The organism is Pseudomonas sp. A2, assembly GCF_023100865.1.
Classification (GTDB): Bacteria; Pseudomonadota; Gammaproteobacteria; order Pseudomonadales; family Pseudomonadaceae; genus Aquipseudomonas; species Aquipseudomonas asiatica.
Window position 1 is genome coordinate 1,468,696 of record NZ_CP039127.1, and the last position, 17,655, is coordinate 1,486,350.

General features: G+C 63.3%; 17 protein-coding genes. 3 read left to right on the forward strand and 14 right to left on the reverse strand.

Going from position 1 to position 17,655, the window contains the following annotated elements:
* Positions 1-105 precede the first annotated feature (105 nt).
* Positions 106-2,187, reverse strand: coding sequence for a carboxy terminal-processing peptidase (locus tag E5221_RS06880; protein ID WP_013971410.1), 2,082 nt, complete (start codon positions 2,185-2,187; stop codon positions 106-108).
* A 144-nt stretch (positions 2,188-2,331) separates the two neighbouring features.
* Between E5221_RS06880 and E5221_RS06885 the strand changes: the two genes are divergently transcribed.
* Positions 2,332-3,294, forward strand: coding sequence for an NAD(P)H-quinone oxidoreductase (locus E5221_RS06885; RefSeq protein WP_061550813.1), 963 nt, complete (start codon positions 2,332-2,334; stop codon positions 3,292-3,294).
* Between the two features lie 123 nt (positions 3,295-3,417).
* Here E5221_RS06885 and E5221_RS06890 read toward each other — a convergent pair whose 3' ends face one another.
* The 6 genes from E5221_RS06890 to E5221_RS06915 all read right to left on the reverse strand — a co-directional run bounded on the left by E5221_RS06890 (position 3,418) and on the right by E5221_RS06915 (position 8,727).
* Complete coding sequence (locus tag E5221_RS06890) at positions 3,418-4,071, reverse strand: HAD family hydrolase (protein ID WP_061550814.1); 654 nt, start codon at positions 4,069-4,071, stop codon at positions 3,418-3,420.
* A gap of 14 nt (positions 4,072-4,085) precedes the next feature.
* Positions 4,086-5,075, reverse strand: coding sequence for an ABC transporter ATP-binding protein (locus E5221_RS06895; RefSeq protein WP_182328607.1), 990 nt, complete (start codon positions 5,073-5,075; stop codon positions 4,086-4,088).
* Between the two features lies 1 nt (position 5,076).
* Positions 5,077-5,871 carry an ABC transporter permease gene (locus E5221_RS06900; protein WP_013971414.1) on the reverse strand — a complete coding sequence of 265 codons (795 nt, stop codon included), beginning with the start codon at positions 5,869-5,871 and terminating at the stop codon, positions 5,077-5,079.
* Positions 5,861-6,712: an ABC transporter permease subunit gene (locus E5221_RS06905; protein ID WP_247847032.1), complete on the reverse strand. Its 852-nt coding sequence runs from the start codon at positions 6,710-6,712 to the stop codon at positions 5,861-5,863. The genes E5221_RS06900 and E5221_RS06905 overlap by 11 nt, the downstream gene beginning before the upstream one ends.
* Entirely contained in the window at positions 6,709-7,515 is an 807-nt protein-coding gene (locus tag E5221_RS06910; RefSeq protein ID WP_025338062.1) for an alkaline phosphatase family protein, read from the reverse strand. The genes E5221_RS06905 and E5221_RS06910 overlap by 4 nt, the downstream gene beginning before the upstream one ends.
* Before the next feature lie 147 nt (positions 7,516-7,662).
* Positions 7,663-8,727, reverse strand: coding sequence for an ABC transporter substrate-binding protein (locus E5221_RS06915; protein WP_024086428.1), 1,065 nt, complete (start codon positions 8,725-8,727; stop codon positions 7,663-7,665).
* 315 nt (positions 8,728-9,042) lie between these two features.
* Here E5221_RS06915 and phnR point away from each other — a divergent pair, with 315 nt between their 5' ends.
* Positions 9,043-9,756, forward strand: coding sequence for a phosphonate utilization transcriptional regulator PhnR (phnR, locus tag E5221_RS06920; RefSeq protein WP_013971418.1), 714 nt, complete (start codon positions 9,043-9,045; stop codon positions 9,754-9,756).
* 100 nt (positions 9,757-9,856) lie between these two features.
* Here phnR and E5221_RS06925 read toward each other — a convergent pair whose 3' ends face one another.
* The 7 genes from E5221_RS06925 to minC form a co-directional block, all read right to left on the reverse strand.
* Positions 9,857-11,986 carry a mechanosensitive ion channel domain-containing protein gene (locus tag E5221_RS06925; protein WP_013971419.1) on the reverse strand — a complete coding sequence of 710 codons (2,130 nt, stop codon included), beginning with the start codon at positions 11,984-11,986 and terminating at the stop codon, positions 9,857-9,859.
* 44 nt (positions 11,987-12,030) lie between these two features.
* Positions 12,031-12,198, reverse strand: a complete 168-nt coding sequence (locus E5221_RS06930; RefSeq protein WP_003260099.1) for a hypothetical protein — start codon at positions 12,196-12,198, stop codon at positions 12,031-12,033.
* A gap of 215 nt (positions 12,199-12,413) precedes the next feature.
* Positions 12,414-13,703 carry a M18 family aminopeptidase gene (locus E5221_RS06935; RefSeq protein ID WP_247727188.1) on the reverse strand — a complete coding sequence of 430 codons (1,290 nt, stop codon included), beginning with the start codon at positions 13,701-13,703 and terminating at the stop codon, positions 12,414-12,416.
* 169 nt (positions 13,704-13,872) lie between these two features.
* Positions 13,873-14,508 carry an RluA family pseudouridine synthase gene (locus tag E5221_RS06940; protein WP_011532730.1) on the reverse strand — a complete coding sequence of 212 codons (636 nt, stop codon included), beginning with the start codon at positions 14,506-14,508 and terminating at the stop codon, positions 13,873-13,875.
* Between the two features lie 155 nt (positions 14,509-14,663).
* Complete coding sequence (gene minE / locus E5221_RS06945) at positions 14,664-14,918, reverse strand: cell division topological specificity factor MinE (RefSeq protein ID WP_025338068.1); 255 nt, start codon at positions 14,916-14,918, stop codon at positions 14,664-14,666.
* Between the two features lie 3 nt (positions 14,919-14,921).
* Positions 14,922-15,734: a septum site-determining protein MinD gene (minD, locus tag E5221_RS06950; protein ID WP_013971423.1), complete on the reverse strand. Its 813-nt coding sequence runs from the start codon at positions 15,732-15,734 to the stop codon at positions 14,922-14,924.
* Positions 15,735-15,835: 101 nt separating this feature from the next.
* Complete coding sequence (minC, locus tag E5221_RS06955; RefSeq protein WP_023660587.1) at positions 15,836-16,594, reverse strand: septum site-determining protein MinC; 759 nt, start codon at positions 16,592-16,594, stop codon at positions 15,836-15,838.
* Between the two features lie 111 nt (positions 16,595-16,705).
* Between minC and E5221_RS06960 the strand changes: the two genes are divergently transcribed.
* Positions 16,706-17,641, forward strand: a complete 936-nt coding sequence (locus E5221_RS06960; protein ID WP_024086430.1) for a lipid A biosynthesis lauroyl acyltransferase — start codon at positions 16,706-16,708, stop codon at positions 17,639-17,641.
* Positions 17,642-17,655: the final 14 nt, after the last annotated feature.

Below are 17,655 nucleotides of genomic sequence, written 5' to 3' on the forward strand. Positions count from 1 at the left end.
GAAAATGAAAGGGCCGGGCGATTCCACGCCCGGCCCCTCTATTTCACGACAGCGCGATGACTGTTTAATGACAAGTAGAGCTAATTTGCCATCATTCCTACAGTCTTACTTCTTGGCCACCTTGGTGCTTGCACTCAGGTAGTCGATAAGGATGCGGCCGGTTTCCGACAGGTAGGCATCGTCTTCCGGCTTGGTGTTTTCATCCTCGGTCGGCAGCGCGTCCTCGTCCTCTTTCTTCAGCTCCTTCAGCGGCTCTTCACCCTTGGCCTTGCGGCGGATGTTCTCCAGTGCCAACTGCTTGGCCTCGATTGCATCGTGGCGTGCACGACGGTCCTGCTCGTTGAGGCTGACGGTCTTTTCGTTCATCAGCTTCTGGGTCAGGGCCAGGCGGTCGCGGATGTAGGTGAACTCTGCATCCTTGTCGCTGCGCGCTTCATGCTGGGCCTTGAGTTGGGCCAGGAACGGCTTGAACGGGTCGGCCGCCGGCTTGACCACCGGGCGAATGGTGTCCCACGGCATGGCCTCGGGCAGGGCGCTCTCGCCGATCTCTTTGGTATCGATGATCGACGGGTAGTCGATGTCCGGCAGCACGCCCTGATGCTGGGTGCTCTGCCCGGAAACCCGGTAGAACTTGGCCAGGGTAAGCTTCAGTTCGCCATGGTTGAGTGGCTGGATGGTCTGCACGGTGCCCTTGCCGAAGGTCTGGCCGCCGATGATCAGCGCACGGTGGTAGTCCTGCATGGCACCGGCGAAGATCTCCGAAGCCGAGGCCGACAGGCGGTTGACCAGCAGTGCCAATGGGCCTTTGTAGAAGGCACCGGGGTTTTCGTCTTCCAGCACGTCTACACGGCCGTCGCTGTTGCGCACCAGCACGGTCGGGCCTTTCTCGATGAACAGGCTGGTCAGCTCGGTGGCTTCCTGCAGCGATCCGCCGCCGTTGTTGCGCAGATCGATGACCACGCCGTCGACTTTTTCTTTCTGCAGCTCGGTCAGCAGCTTCTTCACGTCACGCGTGGTGCTCTTGTACTCCGGGTCACCGGCGCGATAGGCCTTGAAGTCGAGGTAGAAGGCCGGGATCTCGATGATGCCCAGCTTGTAGTCACGCCCGTCCTGCTTGAGCTTGAGTACCGACTTCTTCGCTGCCTGCTCCTCGAGCTTCACCGCCTCGCGGGTGATCGACACGATCTTGCTGGTCTGGTCGCTAGGCGCGTTGCTGGCAGGGATGATCTCCAGGCGCACCACCGAGCCTTTCGGGCCGCGGATCAGCTTGACCACTTCGTCCAGGCGCCAGCCGACCACGTCGACCATCTCCTTGTTGCCCTGGGCCACACCGATGATCTTGTCGGCCGGTGCCACCTGCTTGGTCTTGGCCGCCGGGCCAGCCGGCACCAGGCGCACGATTTTGACCTGGTCGTTGTCGCTTTGCAGCACTGCGCCGATGCCTTCCAGCGACAGGCTCATGTTGATGTCGAAGTTTTCTGCGTTGTCCGGCGACAGGTAGTTGGTGTGCGGGTCGTAGGACTGGGCGAAGGTATTGATGTAGGCCTGGAAGATGTCCTCGGCACGGGTCTGGTCCAGGCGCGACAGTTGGTTCTTGTAGCGCTTGGTCAGGGTTTCCTGGATCTGCTTGGGTTCCTTGCCGGCGATCTTCTGGCGCAGCACTTCGTCCTTGACGCGTTTGCGCCACAAATCGTCGAGCTCGGCCTGGTCCTTCATCCACGGGGCGTCCTTGCGGTCGATCAGCAAGGTTTCCTTGGCGTTGAAGTCGATCTTGTCCACGCCCTTGTTCAGCTCGGCCAGGGCGAAGTCCAGACGTTGCTTGACGCGGTCCAGATAGCGTTTGTAGATGGTGAAGCCCGGGTCCAGGTTACCGCTCTTGAGGAAATCGTCGAATTGCGTTTTCCACTTGTCGAATTCGGCGATGTCGGCAGCGGTGAAGTAGCTGCGCGCCGGGTCCAGCAGCTTGATGTAGCTGTCATAGATGATGACCGAACGGGCGTCGTCCAGCGGCGGCTTGCTGTAGTGGTGGCGCTTGAGCAATTCCACCACGTTGAGGCTGGCGACGATCTCGTCGCGGTCCGGCTGCAGGCTGTCCCATTTGTTGGCGGCCGCCGCATTGCCGCCGAGCGTGAGGCTGCCCAGGCCGATCATCAGCGCCAGGGCGGTGCTTGGGAGGAAATGCTTCATGCTGATTCGACGTGGAGACAATTGATCACGCATAGTAGGCCGTCTTTTCTGTTCACCGGTTGCAAAAAACCGGATGCATACTGCAAAAAGCCTGGGGACTTGGCGTTCCCAGGCTCGGTCATATGATTCAACTATGGAGGCACTGTGAAGGCATTGCAAGGCGTTGACGGACATGTGGCTTGGGTCGAGGCCGAGCGCCCGGCCTGCGACGCGGGTCAAGTGCGCATTCGCGTGGCTGCTGCGGGGCTGAACCGCGCCGATCTGCTGCAGATGAAAGGTTTGTACCCACCACCGCCAGGCGCCAGCCCGTACATGGGCCTGGAGTGCTCCGGGGTGGTCGAGGAAGTGGGGGCCGGTGCCGACTGGCGGGTGGGTGACCGGGTGTGCGCATTGCTGGCCAGCGGCGCCATGGCCGAGGAAGTGGTGGTGGATGCCCGCCACGTGCTGCCGGTGCCCGAAGGCCTGAGCCTGCACGAAGCGGCGGCGTTGCCGGAGGTATATGCCACTGCCTGGCTGAACATCTTCCAGCTGGGTGGCGTGAAAGCTGGCGAGAAGGTGCTGGTGCACGCTGGCGCCAGCGGCGTTGGCTCGGCCGCCATCCAGCTGTGCAAGGCGTTCGGCAGCCCGGTGTGGGTCAGCGTCGGTTCCCAGGACCGCCTGGCCTACTGCGAGGCGCTGGGCGCCGCCGGTGGTGTGGTACGTAACGAAAACCTGGAAGCGCTGGAAGGTTTTGGCCCGTTCGACGTGATTCTCGACCCGGTGGGCGCCAGCTACGGCGAGCTCAACCTCAAGCTGCTGGCGCGTGACGGGCGCTGGGTGATCATCGGCCTGATGGGCGGGCGCAAGTTCGAGCTGGACCTGGCACAGGTACTGGGCAAGCGCCTGGAGATTACCGGCTCCACGCTGCGCAACCGCGATGACGGCTTCAAGGCCGAACTGCTGCGCGATTTGCAGCAGCAGGTTTGGCCGCTGTTTGCCGAAGGGCGCCTGTCGCCGCAACTGGTGGATACCTACCCGGTGGAGTTTGCCCAGGCGGCGTATGCCGAGCTTGAGACCAACCAGGTGTCGGGCAAGCTGGTGATGGTGATAGACCCTAGCCTGGTGTAAGCAGGCCTGGCCTCTTCGCGGGTGAACCCGCTCCCACAGGGATTACCACAGGCTTGAAAACTGTGTGGTCCCTGTGGGAGCGGGTTTACCCGCGAAAGGGCCGGTGCAGGCGATGCGATTACCTCAGGCCCAGCTCAGGATCGGCCACTTGTTGATCTCGGCATGCTCCCGCAACACCGCATCCGGGTTCACCACATGCGGATGATCCACCTTCAACAACAACGGCAAATCGTTGCGCGAGTCGGAATAGAAAGTCGCTCCTTCCAGGTTCTCCTGCTCCTGGTCCAGCCATTCCAGCAACCGCGTGATCTTCCCTTCGCGATAGGTCAGCACCCCGTGGGTCTTGCCGGTATAAACCCCGTTCACCGCCTCCAGTTCGATCGCCAGGTATTCGTCCACCCCCAGCCGCGCCGCAATCGGCCCGACCAGGTGCGTACCCGACGCCGAAATGATCAGGATGCGATCCCCGCGCTTGCGGTGCTCGGCAATGCAGCGGCAGGCGTCGCCGTAGATGATCGGCTCGATCACCTCTTCGACCCAAGGCGCCACCAGGTGCTCGACCTCTTCCAGGGTGCGCCCGGCAATCGGCTCCAGGCTGAAGGCCATGTACTCCTCCATCCGCAGGTGGCCCTTGCCGTAGGCTTCCATCAACTCATGGTCGCGGCGCAGGAAGGCTTTGCCGTCGACCCAGCCCAGCCGGGCCATCTGCTCGCTCCACAGCGACGCGCAGTCGCCGTGGATCAGGGTTTCGTCCAGATCGAAAATTGCCAGTGCCATGGTGTTGATTCTCCTTAGGCCACTTCTCGTAGCGCCGTGGGGTCGATCGACAAGCTTACCCGTTGCCCGTCCGAGTGCAGGTCGGACGGTGAGCGGTTGAGCACATCGACCACCAGCTCCACCCCGCGTACCTGCACCCGGTAGCGGATCACGTTGCCCAGCAGGCTGTGGCTGCGCACCTCGGCGTCCATTTCGCCGTTCACGCTCAGGGTGATCGATTCGGGGCGGATCGCCAGGCGGCTGGCCACCGGGCGCTGCAGCAGGCGGCTGGCGCTGTCGGCGTCGAGCAGGTTGTAGTTGCCGATGAAGCCCGCGGCAAACAGGTCCACCGGCGCTGTATAGAGTGTTTCGGCATCGCCGCTCTGGACGATGCGCCCCTGGTTCATCAGGAAGATGCGGTCGGACATGGTCAGCGCCTCTTCCTGGTCGTGGGTGACGAAGATGGTGGTCAGCCCCAGCTCGCGCTGGATGGCACGGATCTGCTCGCGCAGGTGCTTGCGGATGCGCGCATCCAGCGCCGACAGCGGCTCGTCGAGCAGCAGCAGGCGCGGGCGGGTGACCAGCGAGCGGGCCAGGGCAACGCGCTGGCACTGGCCGCCGGACAACTGGTGCGGGTAGCGCCCGGCGAAGTTGCCCAGTTCCACCAGTTCCAGCGCCTCGCGCACCCGGGCCTGACTTTCGTCGGCCTTGACCTTCTGCATGCGCAAGCCGAAGGCGACGTTCTGCTCCACGGTCATGTTGGGGAACAGCGCATAGCTTTGAAACACCATGCCGATGCCACGCTTTTGCGGGCTCAGCGGTACGATGTCATGGCCGTCGAGCAGGATCTGCCCGCTGTCCACCGGGGTCAGCCCGGCGATGCAGCGCAGCAGCGTTGACTTGCCGCAACCGGACGGGCCAAGCAGGGTGACGAACTCACCGCGTTCGATATGGCAGTCGATGTTCTCGAACACCGGGCTGCCGGCGTAGCTTTTTTGCAGTTTCTGTACGCTGACGAAGCTCATGTCAGGTCTTGTCCTTGTTCAGGCGGTTGGCGACCCAGGTCAGTACCAGCACGAAGGCGAAATACGAGATCACCAGCGCGCTGTTGAAGTGGCCGCTGCTGTTGCGCATGTTGTTCAGGTACACCTGCAGGGTCTCGTAGCGGGTGCCGACCAGCAGGTTGGCGAACACGAACTCGCCGAACAGGAACGAGAACGACAGCAGCAGTGCCACCATCAGGCCCTTGCGCAGGTTCGGCAGCACCACCAGCAGCGCCGCCTGCCAGGTGCTGGCGCCCAGCAGCTGGGCGGCGTCCATCAGGTCGCGCAGGTTGATCGCCTGCAGGTTGTTGGTAATGGCCCGGTACATGAACGGCAAGGCGATGGTGAAATAGCAGCCGATCAGGATCCACGGTGTACCGACCATGGCCATGGGCCCGCTGCCATACAGCTGCAGCAGCCCCACCGACGACACCACCGGCGGCACCGCGAACGGCAGCAGGATGAGGATGTTCATCAGCGCGTCGAGCCTCGGGAAGTGGTAGTGCACCACGAACAGCAGCGGCAGGATCAGCACCACCGACAGCAGCAGCGCGCCCACGCACACCAGCAGCGACTGGCCGAAGGCGGCCAGGAAGCGCGGCTCGCTCCACAGCGCGATGTACCACTTGAAGGTCAGGCCGCTGGGCAGCAGGCTGGCCGACCAGCTGGTGGCCAGCGAGTAGAGCAGGGTGCCGGCCAGCGGCAGCAGCAGGATGAGGAACAGCAGGTAGACCACGGCGCGGTGGTACCAGCCGCCGGAACGGGCGTCAGCGCGCATGGTAGCTCCTTTTCAGCAGCCATTGGTGCACCACCGTGACCAGCGTCATCAGCCCCACCAGTACCATCGCCAGGGCGCTGGCCAGGTTGGGATCGAGGCTGATGTCACCGGCCACCAGGCCGGCGATGCGGATCGGCAGTACGTTGAAGTTGCCGGTTGTCAGCGCGTACACGGTGGCGTAGGCACCGAGGGCGTTGGCCAACAGGATGACGAAAGTGCCCAGCAGTGCCGGGGTCAGCACCGGCAGGCCGATGTGCCGCCAGAATTGCCAGTGGCTGGCCCCCAGCAGTGCGGCCGACTCGCGCCAGTCTTCGCGCAGTGCGTCGAACGCGGGGTACAGCAGCAACACGCCAAGCGGGATCTGGAAGTAGGTGTACACCAGGATCAGCCCGCTCTTGGAATAGATGCTGAAGTCCTCCAGCAGGCCGACCTGCTTCAGCAGCAGGGTCAGCGCGCCGTTGAAACCGAGCAGGATGATGAAGGCGAAGGCCAGCGGCACCCCGGCGAAGTTGCTGGTCATGTTGGCGAAGGCGCTGACGAAGTCGCGCAGCTTCGAGTCCACCTGGCGCAGCGAGTAGGCGCCCAGGGTGGCGATGACGATGCCGAACAGGCTCGACCAGAAGCTGATCTCCAGGCTGCGTTGCAGGGCCTGCAGGTAGAACTTCGAGGCGAATACCTTGCTGAAGTTGTCCACGCCCCAACCTGCTTCCGATTGCAGGCTGTTGATCGCCACCCAGGCCAGCGGGGCGATCTGGAAGATGACGAAGAACACGGCGAACGGTAGCAGGCAGAGCAGGGCCAGGTAGCGGCCACGGGCGCTGCTGCTCTTGGGTGTGGTCACTTCAGCAACTCCCGGCAGACACTCTTGTCATGCGGTGCGCCGAGCAGCTCGCAGATGGTCCCGCACAGCTCGGTCTGCAGCGGTTTGGCCGCAGGATCGAGGCTGAAGGCATCGCCGAAGACGAACAGCGGCACTTCGCGCTCCTCGGTCAGCAGGCCATTGTGCGAGCGGTCGTTGTTCATGCCGTGGTCGGCGGTGACCAGTACCTGGTAGCCCTCTTCGAGCCAGCCTGGCAGGTAGTCGGCCAGCAGGATGTCGGCGCTGCGTGCGGCGTTGCGGTACTGGCTGCTGTCCAGACCGTGGTGGTGGCCGACATCGTCGATGCTCATCGGGTGCACCAGCAGGAAATTGGGGGCGTGGCGGCGGCGCAGGTATTCGCCATCGGCCAGCAGGTGCGAATCGGGGTAACGGTCGTCCCAGTAGAACAGCCCGTGCTGGATCGGCAGCTTCGGTGCGTGGGTATGGCGGTCGCGCTGCGGGTCGAAGGGCGAGCGGTTGTACAGCTCGCTCATCCAGTGATAGGCCGCAGCCGCAGTGCCCAGGTTGGCCTCGCGGGCGTAGTGGAACACGCTGCGCTGGTTGGACAGACGGTTGACGTTGTTGTGCACGATGCCGCTGTCGATCGGCGGTACACCGGTGAGGATGCACTCGTACAGCGGCCGCGACAGCGACGGCAGTTCGCATTCCACGCGGTACAGCGCGGCACGGTCGGCCTCGACGTAGGCGTGCAGGTGGCCCATGGCGTGGTGGGCGACCTGATAGTTGAGGCCGTCGAGCAGGACCAGGATGACGTTGTGTTGCATGGTGGCTCCAGTCATAAACCGCGTTGGCTTCTTCGCGGGTAAACCCGCTCCTACAGGGTCATGCGCCGGCCTTGAGGTGTGCGCTGTACCTGTGGGAGCGGGTTTACCCGCGAAAGGGCCCGTCCAGGCGCTAGAGAAACTAGCCCCTTACTCCATCTCGATGATCACCTGCTCTTGCCACATCTGCGGCAGTTTCTTCGAGCTCGCTTCCCAGGCCTCGGCATTCTTGATCGGCTGTGCAGCCTTGTACTGTTCGTTGGGCAGCAACTTGGCCTGCACATCGTCCGGCAGCTTCAGGTGCTCGGCACGGATCGGCCGCGCATGCCCTTTGGCCAGGTTGATCTGCCCGGCATCGCTGAAGATGTATTCACGTGTCAGCTTGGCCGCATTCGGGTGCTTGGCGTACTTGTTGATGATGGTGGTATAGCCGGAGATCACCGAGCCATCCGACGGGATCAGCACTTCGAAACGCTTGGGGTCGATCTGTTCACGGTAGCTCAGGCCGTTGAAGTCCCACACCACGCCCACTTCCACCTCGCCCTTCTCCAGGGTCTGGATGGTCGGGTTGGCCAGCGACAGGCGCTTCTGCTGGGCCAGCTTGGTGAACAGTTGCAGGCCCGGTGCCAGGTTGGTCTCGTCACCCTTGTAGGCGATAGCCGCTGCCAGCACGCCGTTGGCGGCCTGGGCTGCGGTGCCGACGTCACCGATGGCAACCTTGTACTTGCCTTTTTCCAAGTCGTGCCAGGTCGTTGGCCGCTCGCCTTCCTTGACCAGGTCCTTGTTGATGATGAAGGCGATGGTGCCGGTATAGGCCAGCGCCCAGTGGCCGTCCTTGTCCTTGGCCCAGGTCGGCACCTGGTCCCAGGTGCTCGGCTTGTATGGTTGGCTCACGCCCTTGCTCACGGCGATCGGGCCGAAGGCGGCACCCACGTCGCCGATGTCGGCGCTGGCGTTGTCCTTCTCGGCTTCGAACTTGGCGATTTCCTGGGCCGAGCTCATGTCGGTGTCGCTGTGCTTCAGGCCGTACTTGCTGGCCAGGTCTTCCCAGGTGCCTTTCCAGTTGGCCCAGGCATCGGGCATGCCCACGCTGTTGACGTTGCCTTCCTTGCGGGCGGCGTCTTCCAGGGCCTTGAGGTCGGTATCGGCGGCCATTGCCGTGGTACACAGGGCGATGGCCGAACCGAGCAGTGACGCCATGAACAACTTTTTCATCCGAAGCTCCTTGGTGGGTGCCTTTAGCGATGGTTGTTATGAGTGAAGCCGTTGTCTGGTGACCGTTGGTCTAGGTCAGCAAACCTTGAGCCAAGGTAGGCTGCTTGCGTGACAGTTTGATGTAGGGAAGGGCTGGTGAAGGCCCTGAAGCTACAGCGTAGACCACTGAACCGCCCCGGTTCTGCTGGCTTGGCGCGTTTCTGGCAGTGTCTGGCCAAAGCCTTGTCACAGGATGTTCATCAGCCCTGCCTAGGCTTGCACTAATCTCCAAGTGCCCTGTTCTGGGGCTGGACTAGTCCAGATAGGTAACCTTTGATGCAGCCGATGCCACCGCGTGCGGTAACAGCCATCTGTCACGCCCTGCAGGAACAGATCGAGCACGGCTTGCTGGCGCCGGGCGGCAAGCTGCCGGCCGAGCGCAAGCTCAGCGAGGTGTTCGATACCACGCGCATTACCCTGCGTGAGGCGCTGGTGCAGCTGGAAGCCCAGGGGCTGATCTACCGCGAAGAGCGTCGCGGCTGGTTCGTCGCGCCCGAGCGGCTGACCTACGACCTGATCGAGCGCAGCCACTTCCATGCCATGGTCCGCGACCAGGGGCGGGTGCCCAGTACCGAACTCTTGTCGGCTCGGCTACAGCCGGCGTCGGCGGCCATCTGTGCGCGCTTGCAACTGCCTGCGTTGTCCAGCGTGGTACGTATCTGCCGGTTGCGGCGGATCGATGGGCGGGCGGTGCTGTATGCCGAGCACTACCTCAACCCCAGGTACTTCCCGGAGATTCTCGAACAGGACCTGGCCCAGTCGCTGACCGAGATTTATGGGCGGGTGTACGGCATCCAGTATGGGCAGGTGTGCTTCGAGATCTTGCCGACGGCGTTGCCGGTGGAGGCAGCCGGTGCCTTGAAGGTGTCGGCGGGAAGCCCCGGGTTGCATATCACCCGGGTCAACAGTGACCAGCATGGGCACCTGATCGACTGCGACCTGGAGTATTGGCGGCATGATGCCATCCGCATCCGCGCCCAGGCGGGTTGAGGTGTTGGCTTCTTCGCGGGCTCGCCCGCTCCCACAGGGGCCGCACAGGTTTCAGCCTTTGCACAGTACTTGTGGGAGCGGGTTCACCCGCGAATAGGCCTTAACTGGAAGAACCGGCAGTCACTACCTGCACTGACAACCGTGGCGTTGCCAAATCCAGCCCGGCCTCATCCAGCTGCCGCTTCAAAGCCAGGTTGAAGGCCCGCGATACTTCCCACTGCTTGATCGGCGCAGTCTTGAACCGCGCTCGCAAGATCGCCGACCCCGACTCGAAGCTCTCCACCCCCTGCAGCTCCAGCGGCGACCAGATGTTGCGGCGCATCAGCGGGTCGTTGCGCAGCTTCTGCCCCACTTCGCGAATCAGCGTGATGGCCTGGTCGATGTTCATGCTGTGCGGGATCGCCACGCGGAAGATCGCGTAGCCGAACTCGCGCGAGTAGTTCTTGATGCTCTTGATCTCGCTGAACGGGATGGTATGCACGATGCCGTCGATGTCACGCAGGCGTACGGTACGGATGGTCAGCCCCTCCACCGTGCCCAGGTGGCCGCCCACATCCACGTAGTCGTCGATGGCCAGCGAGTCCTCGATGATGATGAACAAGCCGGTGATCAGGTCGGCCACCAGCGACTGGGCACCAAAGCCGATGGCCAGGCCGATCACACCGGCACCCGCCAGCAGCGGGGTGACGTTCATGCCCATGTTGGCCAGGGCGACGATCACCGCGATGATGAAGATGACCACGAACATCACATTGCGGATCAACGGCATCATGGTTTGCGCGCGGGCGTTGGCCAGGCCCCGGCGCGAACGCACCAGGGCGTGGTGCACGGCGGTGTCGGCAAGGATCCACACCAGCCAGGCGACGATCAGCGTGCCGGCCAGGCCCAGCAGGCGCACGCTTATGTCGTGACCGTCGCCTTCGGCGAAGCTGATCATCGACAGGCCCCACACACGCAGCCCCAGTTCGATGAACACCAGCCAGATGAACAGGTGCACCAGCAGGTAGCCGAAGTTGCGCAGGCGTTCGGCATACACCGCCTGGCGCTTGCTGGCGCGCTTGGGGTTGGCGGCGTGGCGGCGCACCAGGCCGTTGAGCACCATGCACACCACCACCAGCACCGTGCACATCAGCGACTGGCGCAGGGCGGTGCTGGTGTCGCCGGCCGAGATAAAGGTAGCGAACAGCGAAATCGCCACCAGGATCAGTGCTGGCACGAACCAGAAGCTGCCGAGGATCTCGATGGTGTCACTGAGGGTGCGCCGGGTCAGGCGCCGTGACAGCGGCTGGTTGCGGATCAGGTGGGCGATCGGGCGACGGAAGCGCAGGATGAACAGCCCGGTGCACAGCGCCGCGATCACGTTGGCCAGGGTGGCCAGGGCGTGGGCCAGGTGGGTGCCGAGGGCGACCATCAGGCGCGGGTCGCTCATCGCTTCGCCAAACGCGGCGAAACTGCCGATCAGCCACAGCGGGCGGAAGGCCTGGTGGCGCAGGATGTACAGGGCGCGGTGGCGGTGGGGGCCGTCGAGCAGCGAGAAGGCAATCACGCAGATGGCCGAGAAGCAGGTGCCGACCACCAGTGCGTAGGCCAGCACCATGGCCAGCGACTTGCCCAGCGACGGCGGCAGCACGAAGCTCAGGTAAACGGTGAACACCAGCGCCACCAGCCATGGGCCCAGCTTGCGCAGGGCAAAGCGCACCAGGTCCCAGGTGCGTGGGTGCTGCGGCAGTTCCTCGCTCAGGCCAAAACGCAGGCGTACCCGATGCCCTACCCAGTTGAAGGCGTAGGCCAGCACGCTCCAGACGGCGATGACGGCGGCAAAGCCGAACAGAATGGCCGGCCACTGGTGCACCGGCACCATCAACTCGGTCAGTTCGGCCTGGGCCTGTTCGATTTCCGCGGCCCAGCGATGGAACGGGCTGGCATCGCCGCTGAACTGCTTTTCGAAGTCCTGCAGGGCGCCGCCGATCAGGCCGAGCACGCCCTGTTCGACGGTGGGTTGCGATTGCCTGGTGGCGTCGCGCAGCTTTTTCAGGTCGGCCAGGAGCTTGGCCCGCTGCTGGTCGTTTTCCAGGTTCTTGATCACCTCGTCCAGCGACTTGCCCAGCGGTTCGCTGGCTTCTGGCTGCGCGGGCGCGCTGCCACCCAGCAGGCCTGGCAGGCCCGCAGCCTGTAACGGGGTGACAAACAGGAACAGCAGCAGGAACAGGCAACGCAGGAGAGCAGGCACTGGCAAAACTACCTCAGGTCAAACGATTGACCGAGTGTAGAGGTTCACGACGGCAGTTGCTCCAGGATTTTCCAGCAGGTGAGGCCGAAGATACCCAGTGTGCCGACCCACATCATCACAACGCCGATATTGCGCTCGCGCAGGCTGAAACCGATGGTCAGCAGCAACAGGAACAGAAACACCGGCACGAACAGGGACAGGAACGGGGACATGGACAGCAATCCTTTTGCAATGGGGCCATGTAACAAGCATAGCGGGTGGCAGACGAAGCGGGATTGACCTTGAGCACTACCAGGCAACGACGCTCTCTGTAGGAGCAGCCTTGCGCTGCGAAGAGGCCAGTACACCCCAAGCATCTCTGCTGGTTGTACCGGCCTCTTCGCAGCGCAAGGCTGCTCCTACAAAGGGCGGGGTGGTCTTCAGGATCTCAAGGCAACTCGCGGCAACGGTAGAAGGCGCTCAGCACCTTCACCAGGTGCGCCAGGTCATGGCTGCCGCACAGTTCGCGAATCGAATGCATGGCAAAGGTCGGCAAGCCGATATCCACCGTACGCACGCCCAGGTGGCTGGCGGCAATCGGCCCGATGGTCGAACCACAGCCCATGTCGCTGCGTACCACGAAGCTCTGCACCGGCACTTCCTCGGCCATGCACAGGTGACGGAAGAACCCGGCGGTTTCGCTGTTGGTAGCGTAGCGCTGGTTGTTGTTCACCTTGATTACCGGCCCGGCGTTGAGCTTGGGCCCGTGGTTGCCGTCGTGCTTGTCGGCGTAGTTGGGGTGCACGCCGTGGGCGTTGTCGGCCGACACCATCAGCGAGCGCTGGATGGTGCGCACGTAGGCGTCGCCATCCGGCAGCAGGCGTTGCAGGGTCTGCTCCAGCATCGGCCCGTCGGCGCCACAGGCCGAGCAGCTGCCGACTTCTTCATGGTCGTTGCACACCAGTACGCAGGTCTCGTCGCTGTCGGCGGCCAGCAGTGCCTGCAGGCCGGCATAGCACGACAACAGGTTGTCCAGGCGCGCGCCGGCGATGAAATCGCCGTTCAGGCCGACCAGCGCGGCGTTTTGGGTGTCGTAGAAGCTCAGCTCGTAATCCAGCACCACGTCGGCGATCAGCTCGTGCTCGCGGGCCAGTTGCTCGGTGAGCAGGGCGCGGAAGTCGATGCGCTCGTCACCCGCGACCTGGGCCAGGATCGGCGGCAGCTCGTTCTGCGGGTTGATCGCCCAGCCTTCGTTGGCGGTGCGATTGAGATGGATTGCCAGGTTGGGGATGACCGCGATCGGCAGCTTGAAGTCGATCAGCTGGCTTTCGACCTTGCCGTCACGGCGGTAGGTGACCCGGCCGGCCAGCGACAGGTCGCGGTCGAACCATGGCGCCAGCAGGGCGCCGCCATACACTTCGACGCCCAGCTGCAGGAAGCCCTGGCGCTGCAGCTCGGGCTGCGGCTTGACCCGCAGGCACGGGCTGTCGGTGTGGGCACCGACCATGCGGATGCCGTTCAGCAACGGTGCCTGCTTGCCCAGCTTGATGGCGATGATCGACGAGTCGTTACGGGTGACGTAGTAGCGGCCGCCAGGTACCGTGGCCCAGCTGTCGCGCTCGTCCAGGCGCTGGTAGCCGGCAGCTTCCAGGCGCTGGGCCAGGCTGGCGGTGGCATGGAAGGGCGTGGGGGAGGCCTTGAGGAAGTCGATAAGGCCAGAATTCAGTGCGTCGCGCATAGCTCACTCCAGACAGCAGTGGCGCGAGTTTAGCGTATTAGGTCGACAAATTGTGTCTGCCTCTTCGCGGCTGAAGCCGCTCCCACAGGTACTGCACAACCGTCGAAAGCGGTGCGGTCCCTGTGGGAGCGGCTTTAGCCGCGAAGAGGCCAGTACAGGCTGTACACAATCAGAAGGGCGCAGGGCACTCGAACTTCAACCGCTCCCCGGACACCGGGTGGGTAAAGCTCAGCATCGAGGCATGCAAGCACAACCGCTCATGGGCAGCCAGTGCCTCGGGGTTGGCATACAGCCGGTCGCCCAGCAGCGGGTGCCCGATCGACAGCATGTGCACGCGCAACTGGTGCGAACGCCCGGTAATCGGTGTCAGCTCTACCCGGCAGTAATCACCGCAGCGCTCGACGATGCGCCAGAAGGTCAGCGCATGCTTGCCCTGCTCGTGGTCCACCACATGCCGTGGCTTGGTCGGCGGGTCGTAGCGCAGCGGCAGGTCGATGCTGCCGCTGTCCAGCGCCGGCTGGCCCCAGCATAGTGCGGTGTAGGCCTTTTCGGTTTCGCGGTCGTGGAACTGGCGCGACAGCTCACGGTGGCTGTCGGCATCCCGTGCCAGCAGGATGATGCCGGAAGTTTCCCAGTCCAGGCGGTGCACGATCAGCGCGTCGGGGTAGCCGTTTTCCTGCAGGCGAGTGATCAGGCAGTCCTTGTTGTCCTCGGCGCGGCCGGGTACCGACAGCAGCAGGGTCGGTTTGTTGATCACCAGGATGGCGGCGTCTTCGTGCAGTATCTGGATGTTGGACAGCGGCATTGCAGTATCTCTGTGATATCGGGGAAAACCATCGGGGCCGCCTTGCGGCCCATTCGCGGCACAAGGCCGCTCCTACAAGGAAATGCGTACCCCTGTAGGAGCGGCCTTGTGCCGCGAATGGGCTGCAAGGCAGCCCCGATGGCCAATTGCGCGGATCAGCGATCCGGCAAGGTGATGTTCAGCTCCAGAATCGAGCAGCTACCCTGGTTTTCCAGCTCGATATGCACATCATCGTTGCCGATGTTCACATATTTGCGGATCACTTCCAGCAGTTCTTTCTGCAGCGCTGGCAGGTAGTCCGGTTCGCTGCGTTGGCCGCGCTCGTGCGCCACGATGATCTGTAGACGCTCTTTCGCTACCGACGCGCTGGTAGTTTTCTGTCTGCCACGAAAGAAGTCAAAAAGGTTCATGGTTTACTTGCCTCCAAACAGGCGCGCGAAGAATCCTTGCTTCGGCACTTCGATGAACCGCAGGGGCTTTTCTTTGCCCAGCAGACGGTCGACGGTATCGCTATAGGCCTGGCCGGCATCGCTCTGGTCGTCGAGGATGACCGGGATACCCTGGTTGGAAGCCTTGAGCACTGCCTGGCTCTCGGGGATCACACCCTTGAGCTTGATCGCCAGGATCTCTTCGACGTCGGCGATGCTCAGCATTTCGCCCTTTTCCACGCGCTCCGGGTGGTAGCGGGTGATCAGCAGGTGTTCCTTGATCGGCTCTTCGCCGTTCTCGGAGCGGCGCGACTTGCTCGACAGGATGCCCAGCATGCGGTCAGAGTCTCGCACCGAGGATACCTCGGGGTTGGTGACCACGACGGCTTCGTCGGCAAAGTACATGGCCAGGTGTGCGCCTTTCTCGATACCGGCCGGCGAGTCGCAGATGACGAAGTCGAAGTCTTTCTTCAGCTCCATCAGGACCTTTTCCACGCCTTCCTGGGTCAGCGCGTCCTTGTCACGGGTCTGGCTGGCGGCCAGCACGTACAGGTTCTCGAGGCGCTTGTCCTTGATCAGGGCCTGTTGCAGGTTGGCTTCGCCGTTGACCACGTTGACGAAGTCGTACACCACGCGGCGTTCGCAGCCCATGATCAGGTCGAGGTTACGCAGGCCCACGTCGAAGTCGACGATGACGGTCTTGTGGCCACGCAGTGCGAGGCCGGTACCAATGGCGGCGCTGGTGGTGGTCTTGCCCACACCCCCCTTGCCGGAAGTAACCACGATAATCTTGGCCAAGGTGTTTCACCCCTAAAATAATCGGGACACACGTCCCTGCAAAAATACAAATAAATGGCAACGGTAAGAAAAGTTGCACTAAAAATGCTGGCAAGTATCCGTTAAAGACGGGTGATGTTCAACACGTCGCCAGACAGGCTGACTTGCACGCCTGTGCCCCACAGCGGGTCGCGGCGCAGGTCCTCGCAGACCTTGTACTGGCCGGCGATGGAGACCATTTCGGCGGTCATCTGCTGACAGAAGATACGTGCCTTGGTATTGCCTTTGATGCCGGCCAGGGCGCGGCCGCGCATGGCGCCGTACACATGGATGTTGCCATCGGCCAGAAGTTCCGCCCCCGGGCTGACCGAAGCAGTCACCACCAGGTCGCCGCCCTGGGCGTAGATCTGCTGGCCGCCACGTACTGGCGCAGTGATGATGCGGGTCGGGCGCACCTCGGGTTCGAGGATTGGTGGCGGGACAGGGGCTGGCTCGGGCTTCTTCACCTCGGGTTCGGGCTCCAGCGGCCGTTCGCGGGCGCCGGATGGCGGCAGCACCGGCAGGTCGATGGCGATGGCGGCGGCGATGTCCTCGATGCGGTTGGCACGGATGGCCAGGGTACGCAGGCCGTGGTGGCGGCAGATCCGCATCAAGCCGGGCAGGTCGATTGCCCCCTCGTCGGCCGGCAGCTTGTCCAGCGCCAGCACCAGTGGCGTGTTGCTGAAGAAGTTCGGTGCCTGGGCGACTTTGGCCGCCAGTTGGCGGTCGAGGGCTTCAAGGTCATTGCGCGCCAGCTCCAGCACTGTAATGGCGAGCATGCTGCCCTTGAGCTGGAACACGGAGGCGGTGTCGGGTGTGTGGTTTGGGCTCATGGTCTGCATAGACGGCTTGTTGCGAAAAAAGTGCCCTGACTTATAACGATAAGACCGGTTGCCCGCAACATGCGCTGATCCGTTGTAGAATGCGCGGCCTTTGTCTTTCCGGAAGCTTCAATGGAACGCCCGCGTTTTCGTCCCTATTTCCTTCACCCACGTTTCTGGGGCCTGTGGCTGGGCCTGGGCCTGCTGTGGCTGGTGGTCCAGTTGCCGTACCGGGTCCTGTTGAAAGTCGGTGCCGCGCTGGGAGCGGTGATGTACCGCTTTGCCGGTGAGCGGCGGCGCATTGCCGCGCGCAACCTGGAGCTGTGCTTCCCGGAGCTGTCGGTCGACGAACGGCAGCGCCTGCTCAAGGCCAACTTCGCCTCCACCGGTATCGCCTTCTTCGAAATGGCCATGAGCTGGTGGTGGCCCAAGGCCCGGTTGGCGCGCCTGGCCCATGTCGAGGGGCTGGAGCACCTGCAGGCCGCCCAGCAGGCGGGGCAGGGGGCCATTCTGATGGCGGTGCACTTCACCACCCTGGAGATCGGCGCCGCACTGCTGGGCCAGCAGCACACCATCGACGGCATGTACCGCGAGCACGGCAACCCGCTGTTCGACTTCATCCAGCGCAGCGGCCGCGAGCGGCATAACCTCGACTCGCTGGCAGTGGAGCGCGAGGACGTGCGCGGCATGCTAAAGCTGCTGCGTTCGGGTCGGGCGATCTGGTACGCACCCGACCAGGATTATGGCGCCAAGCAGAGCCTGTTCGTGCCGCTGTTCGGCATCCCGGCGGCGACGGTGACCGCTACCACCAAGTTTGCCCGGTTGGGCAAGGCGCAGGTGATTCCGTTCACCCAGAAGCGCCTGGAGGACGGCAGCGGCTATCGCCTGGTGATCCACCCGCCGCTGGCGGATTTCCCCGGGGAGAGCGAAGAGGCTGACTGCCTGCGAATCAACCAGTGGGTGGAAAGCGTGTTGCGCGAATGCCCCGAGCAGTACCTGTGGGCGCATCGCCGGTTCAAGTCGCGGCCCGAAGGGGAGCCGCGGCTGTATGACAAGAAGAAGCGCTGAATTTTGTTTTGCCT

What these genes read in the sequence shown, in the direction of transcription:
- E5221_RS06910 (WP_025338062.1), bottom strand. Translation starts at nt 7,515, where the DNA reads ATGCAACACAACGTCATCCTGGTCCTGCTCGACGGCCTCAACTATCAG.
- E5221_RS06900 (WP_013971414.1), bottom strand. Translation starts at nt 5,871, where the DNA reads ATGCGCGCTGACGCCCGTTCCGGCGGCTGGTACCACCGCGCCGTGGTC.
- E5221_RS06935 (WP_247727188.1), bottom strand. Translation starts at nt 13,703, where the DNA reads ATGCGCGACGCACTGAATTCTGGCCTTATCGACTTCCTCAAGGCCTCC.
- minE (WP_025338068.1), bottom strand. Translation starts at nt 14,918, where the DNA reads ATGAACCTTTTTGACTTCTTTCGTGGCAGACAGAAAACTACCAGCGCG.
- E5221_RS06930 (WP_003260099.1), bottom strand. Translation starts at nt 12,198, where the DNA reads ATGTCCCCGTTCCTGTCCCTGTTCGTGCCGGTGTTTCTGTTCCTGTTG.
- E5221_RS06890 (WP_061550814.1), bottom strand. Translation starts at nt 4,071, where the DNA reads ATGGCACTGGCAATTTTCGATCTGGACGAAACCCTGATCCACGGCGAC.
- phnR (WP_013971418.1), top strand. Translation starts at nt 9,043, where the DNA reads ATGCAGCCGATGCCACCGCGTGCGGTAACAGCCATCTGTCACGCCCTG.
- E5221_RS06880 (WP_013971410.1), bottom strand. Translation starts at nt 2,187, where the DNA reads ATGAAGCATTTCCTCCCAAGCACCGCCCTGGCGCTGATGATCGGCCTG.
- minC (WP_023660587.1), bottom strand. Translation starts at nt 16,594, where the DNA reads ATGCAGACCATGAGCCCAAACCACACACCCGACACCGCCTCCGTGTTC.
- E5221_RS06940 (WP_011532730.1), bottom strand. Translation starts at nt 14,508, where the DNA reads ATGCCGCTGTCCAACATCCAGATACTGCACGAAGACGCCGCCATCCTG.
- E5221_RS06915 (WP_024086428.1), bottom strand. Translation starts at nt 8,727, where the DNA reads ATGAAAAAGTTGTTCATGGCGTCACTGCTCGGTTCGGCCATCGCCCTG.
- E5221_RS06960 (WP_024086430.1), top strand. Translation starts at nt 16,706, where the DNA reads ATGGAACGCCCGCGTTTTCGTCCCTATTTCCTTCACCCACGTTTCTGG.
- E5221_RS06895 (WP_182328607.1), bottom strand. Translation starts at nt 5,075, where the DNA reads ATGAGCTTCGTCAGCGTACAGAAACTGCAAAAAAGCTACGCCGGCAGC.